Annotated in this window: 11 protein-coding genes; 6 read left to right on the top strand and 5 right to left on the bottom strand. The window is 64.8% G+C overall.

Going from position 1 to position 12,934, the window contains the following annotated elements:
• The 3 genes from aroE to A39O_RS0108075 all read left to right on the top strand — a co-directional run bounded on the left by aroE (nt 1) and on the right by A39O_RS0108075 (nt 2,571).
• Nucleotides 1-846: a shikimate dehydrogenase gene (gene aroE, locus A39O_RS0108085; protein WP_020504174.1), complete on the top strand. Its 846-nt coding sequence runs from the start codon at nt 1-3 to the stop codon at nt 844-846.
• A 129-nt stretch (nt 847-975) separates the two neighbouring features.
• Entirely contained in the window at nt 976-1,848 is an 873-nt protein-coding gene (locus A39O_RS0108080; protein ID WP_020504173.1) for an NAD(P)-dependent oxidoreductase, read from the top strand.
• A 9-nt stretch (nt 1,849-1,857) separates the two neighbouring features.
• Nucleotides 1,858-2,571 (top strand): hypothetical protein, encoded by a 714-nt coding sequence (locus A39O_RS0108075; RefSeq protein ID WP_020504172.1) that lies wholly within the window; start codon nt 1,858-1,860, stop codon nt 2,569-2,571.
• 82 nt (nt 2,572-2,653) lie between these two features.
• Here the strand turns inward: A39O_RS0108075 and A39O_RS0108070 are convergent, their stop codons facing one another.
• Both A39O_RS0108070 and A39O_RS0108065 read right to left on the bottom strand, forming a co-directional pair.
• Nucleotides 2,654-3,565 carry a trypsin-like peptidase domain-containing protein gene (locus A39O_RS0108070; RefSeq protein ID WP_245561827.1) on the bottom strand — a complete coding sequence of 304 codons (912 nt, stop codon included), beginning with the start codon at nt 3,563-3,565 and terminating at the stop codon, nt 2,654-2,656.
• Nucleotides 3,566-4,052: 487 nt separating this feature from the next.
• A complete protein-coding gene (locus tag A39O_RS0108065; RefSeq protein WP_020504170.1) occupies nt 4,053-5,264 on the bottom strand; it encodes a D-alanyl-D-alanine carboxypeptidase/D-alanyl-D-alanine-endopeptidase in 1,212 nt (403 codons plus the stop codon).
• Nucleotides 5,265-5,578: 314 nt separating this feature from the next.
• On the opposite strand from A39O_RS0108065, the gene A39O_RS0108060 reads away from it, so the two are divergent.
• Nucleotides 5,579-7,123, top strand: a complete 1,545-nt coding sequence (locus tag A39O_RS0108060) for an ATP-binding protein (protein WP_020504169.1) — start codon at nt 5,579-5,581, stop codon at nt 7,121-7,123.
• A gap of 421 nt (nt 7,124-7,544) precedes the next feature.
• Here A39O_RS0108060 and ispA read toward each other — a convergent pair whose 3' ends face one another.
• The gene (ispA, locus tag A39O_RS0108055) at nt 7,545-8,438 is read right to left on the bottom strand and encodes a (2E,6E)-farnesyl diphosphate synthase (RefSeq protein WP_020504168.1); all 894 of its coding nucleotides are present in this window, start codon (nt 8,436-8,438) and stop codon (nt 7,545-7,547) included.
• Nucleotides 8,431-8,697, bottom strand: a complete 267-nt coding sequence (locus A39O_RS0108050) for an exodeoxyribonuclease VII small subunit (protein WP_020504167.1) — start codon at nt 8,695-8,697, stop codon at nt 8,431-8,433. The genes ispA and A39O_RS0108050 overlap by 8 nt, the downstream gene beginning before the upstream one ends.
• Nucleotides 8,698-8,847: 150 nt before the next feature.
• On the opposite strand from A39O_RS0108050, the gene parE reads away from it, so the two are divergent.
• Together parE and A39O_RS0108040 are read left to right on the top strand one after the other, a co-directional pair.
• A complete protein-coding gene (gene parE / locus A39O_RS0108045) occupies nt 8,848-10,734 on the top strand; it encodes a DNA topoisomerase IV subunit B (RefSeq protein ID WP_020504166.1) in 1,887 nt (628 codons plus the stop codon).
• A 57-nt stretch (nt 10,735-10,791) separates the two neighbouring features.
• Nucleotides 10,792-11,910 carry an FIST signal transduction protein gene (locus A39O_RS0108040; RefSeq protein ID WP_020504165.1) on the top strand — a complete coding sequence of 373 codons (1,119 nt, stop codon included), beginning with the start codon at nt 10,792-10,794 and terminating at the stop codon, nt 11,908-11,910.
• A 133-nt stretch (nt 11,911-12,043) separates the two neighbouring features.
• On the opposite strand, the gene A39O_RS0108035 is transcribed toward A39O_RS0108040, so the two are convergent.
• On the bottom strand, nt 12,044-12,925 hold the full coding sequence (locus A39O_RS0108035; protein WP_026199240.1) for a phosphoribulokinase: 882 nt from the start codon (nt 12,923-12,925) through the stop codon (nt 12,044-12,046).
• Nucleotides 12,926-12,934 lie beyond the last annotated feature (9 nt).

Raw genomic sequence — 12,934 nt, 5'->3', positions numbered from 1 at the left:
ATGACAGACCGCTATGCCGTGATCGGTTATCCGATCGCCCACAGCAAGTCGCCGCTGATCCATGCGGCCTTCGCCCGGCAGACCGGACAGGATTTGGAGTACACCCGGATCTTGAGTGCGCCGGACGCGTTCGCCGACACCGTCAGGTGTTTCTTCGGCGATGGTGGGCAGGGACTGAACGTGACGGTGCCGTTCAAGGAACCGGCCTGGCGGCTGGTCGATGAGCACAGCCCGCGGGCCGCGACCGCGGGGGCCGTCAACACGCTGATCCGCCTGCCGGGTCGGGGGCTGCGCGGCGACAACACCGATGGCGTTGGGCTGGTCAGGGACCTGACCGGCAATCACGGCTTCGACTTCGCCGGGCGGCGGGTCCTGCTGCTCGGGGCCGGCGGTGCGGCCCGGGGCGTGCTGCGCCCGCTGCTGGAGAGCGGACTGGCGGAACTGGTGATCGCCAACCGCACCCTGGACAAGGCCGCCGCGCTGGTTGCCGCGGTCGCTGACCTCGAGTCCGGCGGCGCCATGGTGCGTGCTTGTGGTCTCGCGGACCTCGGCGTCGCGGACCGTGGCCCGGTGGGCTTCGATCTGATCATCAACGCCACCTCGACCGGACTGACCGGCGCGGTGCCGTCCATCGCGCCGTCGGTGCTGGCGCCCGGCGCCTGGACCTATGACATGGTCTATGCGGATACCCCGACGCCCTTCTGCCGCTGGGGTCTGGCCCAGGGGGCGGCGCGGGCCATCGATGGGCTTGGGATGCTGGTGGAACAAGCCGCCGAGTCGTTTTTCCTGTGGCGGGGGATACGGCCGGAAACAGCCGCGGTAATCGACCTGCTGAGGTCCGGCTGAGCTTTGCAACGCTCGGAGGGTTTTTGAAACTGTAAACCGCGCCAGCTCCAGCAATCGTCGAGTCTGCCGGAGCCGATCCCATCCAACAACATCGCATACCGCGCCGGGCGCGGTTTAGGATCAAAACGTATGGAGTTGCTGCCAAAGACCGCCGTACTCGGCTTGGGTTTGATGGGTACCGAGATCGCCTTGCGCCTGCAGGCGCAGGGGGTCGCGGTCACCGGCTGGAATCGCGGTGCCGAGCGGTCGCAGGCCGCGGCCGCCGCCGGGCTGGCGGTGGCGAAGGATGCCGCGACGGCCATCGGCGCCGCGGATTTAGTGCTGCTGGTGCTCAGCGATGCCGCCGCCATCGAGGCGACCCTGCTCGCCCCGCCCGCCGCCGCGGCGTTGCACGGGCGGCTCATCGTGCAGATGGGCACCATCGGCCCGGAGGAGAGTCGCGCACTTGCCGCCCGGCTGGATGCCCTGGGTTGCCGCTACCTGGAGGCCCCGGTCCTAGGCAGCCTGAGTGAAGTCCGGGACGGTCGGCTGATCATCATGGTCGGCGGCGATGAGACACTGTTCGCGCAGTGCCGCCCGGTGCTGGAGCGGCTGGGGGCGCAGCCGCAACGGATCGGCGCCGTCGGTCAGGCAGCGGCGCTCAAGTTGGCGCTGAACCAGTTGATTGCCGGGCTCACCGCCACCTTCGCGCTGAGCCTGGGTCTGGTGCGCGCCCAGGGGATCGACGTCGATCAGTTCATGACCCTGCTGCGCGGCAGCGCGCTCTATGCCCAGACCTTCGACAAGAAGCTCGACAAGTACCTGAGTCATGACTACGGGGCCGCCAATTTCCCGCTCAAACACCTGTTGAAGGACGTCCGTCTGTTCCGGCAGGCGGCCGCGCCGCTTGGGCTGGATACCGCCCTGTCCGACGCCATCGAGACCGCCTGCATCCGTGCCCAGGACCTTGGTCTTGGTGACCAGGACTATTCGGCCATCTACGAGGCCCTGAGTCGCGGGTGAGCCGGTCGGGTGGATCAGGTCCGCGGTCCAGTCGTGCCGGTCCGGGATGGGGCCAGGCCGCACCGTATCCGCCAACCGGCGCGCGTCGGCTGGTCAGGGTTGCTGCTGGCGCTCGGTTGCTGGTTGGCACCGCTCCCGGCCGCGGAGCAGACGCCGCGAACGGAGCCGATCGAACCCATCGACCCGGGCCGTTGGATCTCCCATTTATGGGCGCCTGTGGCCTCCTATGGCGGGCTTCTGACCGACGACGCTTTGGAGGATGTGGTGATCCTCGTACACCGGCGCGAGGCCTTCGGCGATGATCCACTGCGGCCATCGGGCAGCCGCGCATTGGCGATCTTCAGCCTGACGGACGCGGGCGTCTACCGTCGCGAGGTTCTGGCCGAGGACATTCTGCCCTGCGTCCAGTGCATGGGAACCATCAACCGTGATCCGGATGCCGTCCCCTTCGAGATCGACATCGCGGACCGCGAACTGACGGTGAGTTGGATCAGCAATGCGGACGGCTTGATCTATGTGCGCCTGACGCTCGCCTGGGACGCGCGCGAGCAGGCCTTTGGTTTGGTCGCCGACGAGGTAGTGCGAGGCGATGGACAGCGCGGGATCGTGTCCCGGCGTCTGCGTGACTACCGCGGCGGACGTGCGGTCACCGACGGCACAGCGAGTGACTTCACCCCGCGTTTCATCCCTGCCGAGCAGGTGAAGGCGGCGGATTACCGTTAATATCGCTATCGAACGTGATAGTCGGATGTAGAGGCGGGTTTAAAACCCGCCCCTACACCAAGGTGCGCAGGCGCTAACAACCCTAACCGCCGCGGCGCCGCGCCAGCACCCGCGCCAGGGCGGCGCGGGCGCGGTTACTCGGTACCGCAAAGCCGATACCGACATTCCCGCCGGTGGGACCCATCAGGGCGGTATTGATGCCGACCACCTCGCCGGCCAGATTGATCAGCGGTCCGCCGGAATTGCCGGGGTTGATGGAGGCATCGGTCTGGACCAGTTCGCCCAGCCGGGCGTCGCCCACGCCGCTGCGCCCCACCGCGCTGACGATCCCCGAGGTGACCGTCTGGCCCAGGCCGAACGGGTTGCCGACAGCGATCACGAAATCGCCGACTTCCAGCGTTTTAGAATCGCCGAACGCGAGGGGTGCGATGCCGACCGCGGGGATCTGCAGCACCGCCAGGTCGGTGCCTTCATCGGAGCCCAGCAGGCGGGCCCGGTAGCTGCGCCGGTCCTTGAGCGTCACCTCGATGGCGGTGGCCCCTTCCAGCAGGTGTTTATTGGTCAGCACATAGCCGCGTTCGCTGTCCACGATCAACCCGGACCCCACGCTCTGGCGCCGCTCGGTGTCGCCCTCCTCGGGCACCTCCATGCCGAAGCGCTCCATGAAGCGGCGGAAATCCGGATCGCTCAGCAGCGGGTTCTCCTCGATCCGCACCACCGCATCCACCGCGATATTTACCACGGCCGGGGTGACGCGCCGCATCAGCGGCGCCAGTGATGGATAGGCGGCACCGGGCTTGCGGAACAGGAAAGCCTCGCGCGACGACGGGGCCGCGGCCCGACCGCTGAGCGCGCTTAGTGTCTGCGCACAGCCGACGAGTGTTCCGGTCAGCGCAAGGCAGACCAAGAGCCGGCCGGCTGACCGGATGGCGTCGGTCGGTCGATGGAGCTTTCGCGGTCGCGACAGGCGCGGCACAACGTCGGGTTCACGCAAGATGACATCCTGTTAAACCGCGCCCTGCGCGGTATGCGATGTTTTTGGATCGGATCGGCCTCGGCAGACGCGACGATTGCTGGAGCTGGCGCGGTTTAAAGTCCGAAAAATATAAACCTTAAACCGCGTCTCCACCGAAGTTGGTTAAATCTCCAAAGCCGAACACAACATGAAAATCACGCATTTCGCGCTAGCAGCCTGTCGGACTTTAGGCGAATTCCGAATAAGACGCCATCAAGAATCAAGCTCCGTAGGAGCCCGCTTGCGGGCGNCGTGNCCTGCCGGAATCGCGTCATTGTGCCCCCACCCGTCGCCCGCAAGCGGGCTCCTACGGGTTGGATTTTTCGCGGAAATCACCTTACGTTAGATTGTGGGGCAACAAAAAGCCTTTGTGTTGACGCATGCCCTTATCCCAGGGGCTAAGTCCGACAGGCTGCTAGACGCGGTTTAGGGCTTGGGGACGTCGGCCTGCCGGCCGCGCACCCGGTCAGCGGACCAGGGCGCTTGCCACGCGCCGCCGCAGACCGGCATCCACGGGTTGATTGATCAGCAGGGCAAAGGGCGTCCAGGTGCCGTCGCGTCGGACATAGCCCGCATAGGCGCTGACACCGGTGAGGGTGCCGGTCTTGGCGCGCACCTCGTTATTGCCCTCCTGCACCGGCATCAGATCGCGGTTGGGTGCGAAGGCATTCATCACGTCCACCAGTTGGCGGGCCGAGAGCCGGTTGCCGCGCGACAGTCCGGCACCATCCTCGATCTTGAAATCGGCCCATTTGAACTTGCGGCGGGCAAACTCGGTCATGGCGCGCTGGGCGGCGGCGATACTTACCCGTCCCTTGCCCTGCGGGTCCGCCAGGCGCAGGAAGAGCGCATTGGCGACAAAATTATTCGAGTATTTCAGCGTCGGCGTCAGCATGGCCGCCAGGGTGCGGGTGTTCTTGTGCCGATAGACCAGCTTGGAACCACCCGGCATGGATGCGATCTCCTGCCCGCCGGAGACCTGGATCCCCGCCGCCTGAAGCTTAGCCACCAACAATTCACCGAAATAACCGACCGCCGTCGGCCGCTGTTTGAGATTCACCCGCTGGGTGCCGGCTCCGCCCATCTTGCCGAAGCGGCGGGCGGTGTCGGTCAGCGGGGTCTGGGGTTCGGCGCTGGACACGGTTGCGCCGCTGCGGATCAGATTGACCGTATTGAAGTTGGCGGCCAGGGCCGTCACCGGCGCATCGTAGGGATTGTTCGAGGCCGACCGGCCGGCGATCTCGACATCCTTGTCGAAATAGCTGTCGTCCAGCCCGATGCCGGTCACGCGCTTCACGCCGGCGGACTTGAGCCCCTGGGCGATCAGGTCCAGTTCTTCCGAGACCAGATAGGGATCGGCGCGTCCTTTCACCCAGAGCCGGCCCTGGCCGTCCTGGTAGAAGTCGGTCTCGAAGTGATAATCGCGTCCCCAGGTATCGATCGCCGCCAGCGCGGTCAGCACCTTCATGGTCGAGGCCGGCATCAGCGGCAGATCCGGGTTGTGGGAAACGGCCGCCTTGCCGGCCTCCTGCACCAGCAGCCCCGCCTTGGGCATCCCCTGCACCTGACTCACGGCGTCGGCGCGGGCGGGGTTGCCCCAAGGCAGGGCGCACAGGGCCAGCAGGCCGCTGAACAGCAAGGAACGCAAAGGGGGCAGGGCGTGCTGGGCTGGGCTCATGGGTCTCTTCGTCCGGTCACCGTTGGAGGATGCAAGCCGGTTAGGATAGCCTAAACCGCGTCCGGCGCGAAATGCGTAATTTTCATTGTGTGTTCGGCCTTGAGGATTTAACCAACCTTGGTGGAGACGCGGTTTAAAATTGATGCTCTTCAACACTTTAAACCGCGCCAACTCCATCAATTGCCGAGTCTGCCGGGGCCGAGCCAATCCAAGAACATCGCATACCGCGTTGGGCGCGGTTTAGAATCCAAAACGACAACGATTGTGTTCAACCTGAACGCGGACGACGTGCGTCCCCGCTTCCGAGGCCCGCCATGCACCGCCGCAGACTGCCGATCGGCATCCAGACCTTCGCCAAAATCCGCGCGGATGACCATTATTACGTGGATAAGACCGGTTTCATCCGGCAGTTGACCGACGAGGGCACGCACTACTTCCTGTCGCGTCCGCGCCGCTTCGGCAAGTCGCTGTTGATCGACACCCTGGGAGATCTCTTTGCCGGCAACGAGGCGCTGTTTCGGGGACTGCTGATCCATCCGCACTGGGATTGGACGACCCGTTATCCAGTCATCCGGCTCAGCTTCGGCGGCGGTCTCGTGCACAGCCGGGCGGCGTTGGACGACAAGATCCTCGAGACGCTCGACGACAATGCCCTGCGGCTCGGCCTGACGGTCGAGGCGCCGAGTCTGTCCGGGCGGTTTTCCCGGTTGATCCAGCAGGCCCATGCCGCGACCGGCCGGCGGGTGGTGATCCTGGTTGATGAGTACGATAAACCGATTCTAGACAATCTCACCGAACCCGACACCGCGCGCGCCACCCGCGACGGGTTGCGTGATCTCTATTCGGTCATCAAGGACAATGACGCCCATGTCCGTTTTGTGTTCATCACCGGGGTGAGCAAGTTCAGCAAGGTGAGCATTTTCTCAGGGTTGAATAATCTGAACGATATCACCGTCGATACCGCCTATTCGGCACTTTGCGGCTATACCGAGACCGATGTGGAGACTGTCTTCGCGCCCGAACTTCCCGGTCTGGACCGGGACGCGATTCGCCGCTGGTACAACGGCTACAACTGGACCGGGGAGGCGGTCTACAACCCCTTCGATCTCTTGCTGCTGTTCCAGAAACGCGAGTTTCGCACTTGGTGGTTCGAGACCGGCACCCCGACCTTTCTGGTGGACCTACTCATGCAACGCGGCTTTTTCACCCCGAGTCTCGCGCGCCTGCGTGCCGACGAAGCCCTGCTGTCAGCCTTCGACGTGGATCATCTGGCCACCGAGGCGCTGCTGTGGCAGACCGGCTATCTCACTTTCACCGGCACGCGGCAGCTTGGCGCCCGACGGGAATACACCCTCGGCTATCCCAATCTGGAGGTCGAGAGCGCGCTGAACGACAGCCTGGTCAAGGCGCTGATCGGCCATCCGGGGCAGGCCAGCGAGTTGGCGAGCCGGCTCTACGATCTGCTGGCAGCGGCGGATTTCGCCGGTCTGCGCGCCCATGTCGACAGCCTGTTCGCCGCCATTCCGTATCAATGGCATACCGGCAATCCCATCGCGCGTTACGAGGGCTACTACGCCAGCGTCTTCTACAGTCATCTGGCCGCGCTCGGCCTGGACTTGACGACAGAGGACGCCAGCCGCCAGGGCCGGGTCGATCTGACCCTGAAATTCAACGGCCGGATTTGGCTGTTCGAGTTCAAGGTGGTGGAGTTGGAGCCGGCGGGGCGGGCTTTGCAACAGCTAAAGGAACGAGGCTACGCGGACAAATACCGGGCCGCGGGCCAGCCGATCCATTTGATCGGCATCGAATTCAGCCGCGAGCAGCGCGGGGTGGTCGGGTTTGAGGTCGAGACGCTGTAGGGCCTTCGGTGAAGTCCGGACACCTGTGACCAATCGGCTTTCTTCCATCGCGCCGTCGCTGTCGCTAGACTTAGCCTGAGTACCGCGGCGGGAAGGGGCATTCGCCCCGTCCGAAACGGTTGGATGCCGCCTAAAGGCTGTGCGCTTCTGGTTCATACAGGTCATTGGCTTCACTCTTGACGCTTGGCTCGTCGCGGCGGCCTTGATCATCGTTTCGGCCAGTGCCCGAACCTTACGCACTGGAGGTCGAGGCTTTACCGTGAAAGTCGCGCAGCGACCCTGTGGGAGCGGCGTCCCGCCGCGATGGGGCCGGGCGCATAGCCCTACCGTTCGAGGTCACCGCGGCACCCATCGCGGCGGGACGCCGCTCCCACGGGGGACACTTCCCCTGCCCGACGAGATAACAGTCGTGCCCCGCTGCTCAGGCCGTCCGCCGCAGCAGCGACTCGACCACCCAGCGCAGCGGGTCGGCGCGGCTTGGGAATACAGAGACGGCGGTGAGCGCGTCGGTCAACAGGTTGTTGGCCATTTCCTTGGCCTCGCTCAGGCCGACGACCGAGGGGTAGGTGGATTTGTCGAGTTCCTGATCGCGCCCGCGGGTCTTGCCGGTGACGGCGGTTTCGGCGATCACGTCGAGCACGTCATCCTGAATCTGGAAGGCCAGACCGACGCACTTGGCATAGCGGTCCAGGCGTTCGGCGTGTTCGACGTCCAGCGGACCCTCGGCGAGGATGGCGAGGCGCACGGCGGAGCGGATCAGGGCGCCGGTCTTGTGGATGTGGATGTGCTCCAGCATCACGCGGTCGAGGTGCTTGCCCTCGGCCGCCAAATCCAGGGCCTGGCCGCCGGCCATGCCGCGCGAGCCGCTCGCCTGGGCGAGGGCGGCGACCATGCTGACCCGCGCCGCGGCACTGAGGTCAGTTGCTTCGGCCAGGGTTTGAAAGGCGAGCGTCTGGAGCGCATCGCCGGCGAGGATGGCGGTTGCCTCGTCGAAGGCCTTATGGCAGGTCGGGCGGCCCCGGCGCAGTTCATCGTCGTCCATGGCCGGCAGGTCGTCATGGATGAGCGAATAGGCGTGGATCAGTTCCACCGCCGCGGCGGGCCGGTCGAGTAGCGCCGGGGCGACGCCCAAGGCCTCGCCGGCGGCGTAGCACAGCAGGGGGCGGATGCGTTTGCCGCCGTTCATGACGCTGTAGCGCATGGCCTCGTGCAGGCGCGTGGGCTCGATCTGCGGGGCGGGCAGGAGCTGGTCGAGCGTCGCCTGGACACGCGCGACGCAGCGTGCCCGAAAGGAGTCCAGTTCTGATTCACTCATGTGGGGTGCCGGGTGTCTTCGATGGAGTACTGAAGGGTTCGGGCTCGGCGTCGGGCCGGCCGTCGGTGAGGATGCGGACCCGCTGCTCAGCGGCCTCCAGGGCCTGGCGGCAGGCGCGGGTCAGGGTGACGCCGCGCTCAAAGGCGCCCAAGGACTCCTCCAGGGTCATCTCGCCCTTCTCCAGGGCGTCGACGATGGCCTCCAGTTCGCTCAGGGATTGCTCGAAGGGGGGCGGGGAGGTGGCAGCGGCTTTCTTCATTGGGTTTGCATCAGGGTTTAGAGCTACGGTAGCGTACCGCAGTTTGACGGTCAAACCGGCGAACGCCGCGTCTCCGTTATCATCCCGTTATCACGCCCGTTAGCACGCCCATATCACCCAGGGCAAACCAGAGGGACAACCGATCCGCCCATGACAGGCAATTACGACGCTTCAGCAATCGAGGTCTTGAGCGGCCTCGACCCGGTGCGCAAGCGCCCCGGGATGTACACCGACACGACCCGCCCTAACCATCTGGCCCAGGAGGTCATCGACAACAGTGTCGATGAGGCTCTGGCCGGCCACGCCCGGACCATCGAGGTGGTGCTGTACGCCGACGGCTCACTGGAGGTCAGCGACGACGGCCGCGGCATGCCGGTCGATATCCACCCGGAGCAGGGGCTGCCGGGGGTGGAGGTGATCCTGACCAAGCTCCACGCCGGCGGCAAGTTTGGCGGCGGCAGCTATAAATTCTCCGGCGGTTTGCACGGGGTCGGCGTGTCGGTGGTCAACGCGCTCTCCAATCGTTTGGAGGTCTGGGTGCGCCGCGCCGGGCACGAGTACCACATGGCGTTCGCTCATGGCGACAAGGCGAGCGAGCTTGTGCAACTCGGCACTGTCCCGCGCGGGCGCAACGGCACCCGGCTGCGCTTCTGGCCGGACCTCAAGTATTTCGATACCCCGAAGTTCGCGCCCAAGCCGCTGATCCATTTGCTGCAGGCCAAGGCGGTGCTGTGCCCCGGCCTGACCGTGCGCTGGCGCGATGAGGCGGCCGGCGAGGAACATGCCTGGTGTTACCAGGACGGGCTCCAGGACTACTTGCTCCAGACCCTGGGCGACTGCGAGACGGTGCCCGCCACCCCCTTCGTCGGCGATCTGGAGGGCACCAGTGAGGCCGCGAGCTGGGCCCTGGCCTGGGTGCCCGAGGGTGGGGAGCCGGTGGCCGAGAGCTACGTGAATCTGATCCCGACGGTGCAGGGCGGCACCCATGTGAACGGGCTGCGCAGCGGGCTCACCGAGGCGGTACGGGAGTTCTGCGAGTTCCGCAACCTGCTGCCGCGCGGGGTCAAGCTGGCTCCGGAGGATGTGTGGAACCGGTTGGTCTACATTCTGTCGGTGAAGCTCATCGATCCGCAGTTCTCCGGTCAGACCAAGGAGCGGCTATCCTCGCGGGAGTGTGCCGCCTTTGTTTCCGGGGTGGTCAAGGACGCTTTCAGTCTGTGGCTCAACCAGCACACGGCGGAAGGCGAACGCATCGCTGAACTGGCCATCAACGCGGCACAGGCGCGGCTGCGCGCCGGGCGCACCGTGACCCGCAAGAAGATCACGCAGGGTCCGGCGCTGCCCGGCAAGCTGGCGGACTGCACCTCCACCGATCCGGATCGCAGCGAACTCTTTCTGGTGGAGGGTGATTCGGCCGGTGGTTCGGCCAAACAGGCGCGCGATCGGGAGTTCCAGGCGATCCTGCCGCTGCGCGGTAAGATTCTGAACACCTGGGAGGTCGATCCCGCCGAGGTCCTGGGCTCCCAGGAGGTCCACGATATCGCCGTGGCCATCGGCGTGGACCCGGGCAGCGATGATCTGGCGCGGCTGCGCTTCGGCAAGGTCTGTATCCTGGCGGATGCCGACTCGGACGGTGCCCATATCGCGACCTTGTTGTGCGCCTTGTTTCTCAAACACTTCCGCCGTCTGGTGAGCGAAGGGCATGTGTACGTGGCGATGCCGCCGCTGTATCGGATCGATGTCGGCAAGCAGGTCTACTACGCACTGGACGACGGCGAGAAGAAGGGTATCCTTGACCGTATCGCGGCGGAGCATCTCAAGGGGAAGGTCAACGTGCAGCGCTTCAAAGGATTGGGTGAGATGAACCCAGCGCAGTTGCGGGAAACGACCATCCATCCGGACACCCGCCGGCTGGTGCAGCTCACCATCGAGACGGAAGATCAGAGCAGCGCACTCCTCGACATGCTGCTGGCCAAGAAGCGCGCCGCCGATCGTCGCGCCTGGCTTCAGGAGAAAGGTGACTTGGCGGAGGTCTAAAGATGTGGCTGAATTGTTCTGTCCGGGCTGAAGCGAAAGTGACCGAGGGCACAAAGTATGCATCCATTTCGATTTGCCCACGCTGAGGGCGCCGACTGGCGTGTGATCGCGGACGACTGTCTGGACCGGCTCGGCCCGATCCCGACTGGCGCCAATCTGGGTTTTCTCTATGTGACGGATTCGCTGGCGGATGAGCTCGGCGACTTGCTGGCCCATGTGCGCACCGCCACCGGGGTGCAGGCATGGGTGGGGGCGGTGGGCATCGGCATCTGCGCGACCGGGGTCGAATACTACGAGGAGCCGGCCGCGGCGCTGATGCTGGGTGAGTTTCCGTCTGACGGCTTCCACGTCTTCCCGAGTGTGGTCAAGGACCTGGATGCGTTCGATGCGCACAGCGCCGGGTGGATCGCGGCCCATCGACCGCTGCTCGCCCTGGTCCACGCCGACCCCGCGAACGGGGATACCGAGGACTTGATCAAACAACTTGCGCAGCGCACCTGCGCCGGCTTTCTGGTGGGCGGGTTCGCCAGTTCACGCGGCACCACCTACACGATCGCCAACGGCTTGCATCAGGACGGCATCTCCGGGGTACTGTTCGCCGAAGAGGTCGGGCTGATCACCCGTCTCAGTCAGGGTTGCTCACCCATCGGTCCGCACCGCACCATCACGGCCGCTCAACGCAACATTCTGATCACGCTGGACGGTCGGCCGGCCCTGGACGTGCTCAAGGAGGATATCGGCGAGGAGTTGTCGCGCGACCTGATGCGGATCGGCGGGCAAATCTTTGTCGGGCTGCCCATTCAGGGTTCGGACACCGGAGACTATCTGGTCCGCAATCTGGTCGGCATCGACCCCAACGAGGGCCTGGTGGCCGTGGGCGATGCGGTCGAACAGGGCCGGGAACTGATGTTCTGCCGACGTGATACGGCCACGGCCCGCGAGGACCTGGATCGGATGTTGCGTTCACTCAAGGGGCGGCTGCGGGCCCCGCCGCGCGGCGGGGTCTATTGCTCATGTCTTGGGCGCGGCGCCAATCTGTTCGGACCCGACTCGGCCGAATTGAAGCAGATCCGCGATACGCTGGGAGACTTTCCGTTGGTCGGCTTCTACGCCAGCGGTGAGATCTCCCAGGATCGCCTCTACGGCTACACCGGGGTCTTGACGCTCTTTACCTGAGCGCACCGCTTGCTGGTCGGGCCTGCGCCCGACCAGTAGCCGTCGGACGTGATAGCCGGACGTAGGGGCGGGTTTTAAACCCGCCCCTACACGAGAGTCTGTCCGGATATCAGGTACGAAGGCTAAGCGACTGTCAGCTCCCTGAGTGCCCGCGCTTCTTCATCAGGCCCATGATGAGTTCGGTGAGGATCAACTCCATCGCGTAGATCATCTTGCCCCCTGGAACCACCAGGGTATTGAAGCCGGTGATCATGGTGCCTTCAATCAGGCCCCGCAGTTGCAGCTTGTATTCCACGCTGGGCTTGGGCTCCAGGAAGTGGATCATCACCATGCTCTGGTCGAGCGTCGGGATATTGGCGACGCAGAAGGGGTTGGAGGTGTCGGTCAGGGGGATGCGCTGGAAGTTGATATGGGTGCAGGAGAACTGCGGCAGGATGTAGTGCATGTAGTCGTGCATGCGCCGGTAAATGTTGAACATCACGTCCTCCTGGCTATAACCGCGCTCTTTGGTATCGCGCTGGATTTTCTGCACCCATTCCAGATTGATGGTAGGGCAGACGCCGATCAGCAGATCGACCTCCTTCGCCATGTCGATGTCGCCGGCCACCACCCCGCCGTGTAGCCCTTCGTAGAACAGCAGGTCCGAGCCCTCGGGGATCGGCTCCCAGGGGGTGAAGGTACCGGGTTCCTGACCGAATTTGACCGCCTGCTCCTCGTCGTGGATGTAATGTCGGCGCTCACCCGTGCCGGTGCGGCCGTAGTTGCGGAAGAGTTCGAACTGCTTGTCGAACAGATTGCCCTCCGGGCCGAAATGACTCAGATTCGTGCCCTCGAGCTTGGTCTTTGCCAACTCCTCCTTCATCTGCTTCCGGTCGTACCGATGAAAGCTGTCGCCTTCCACGAAGGCTGCACGCGCGCCAACCCGGTGGAAAATCTTCTCGACCGCCTTCTTGACGGTGCTGGTACCGGCCCCTGACGAACCGGTCACTGCAACAATGGGGTGGTTTCGGGACATGGGGCTCTC

Origin of the sequence: Lamprocystis purpurea DSM 4197 (assembly GCF_000379525.1) — a bacterium.
Classification (GTDB): Bacteria; Pseudomonadota; Gammaproteobacteria; order Chromatiales; family Chromatiaceae; genus Thiodictyon; species Thiodictyon purpureum.
This window is presented reverse-complemented; position numbering and strand designations above follow the sequence as displayed.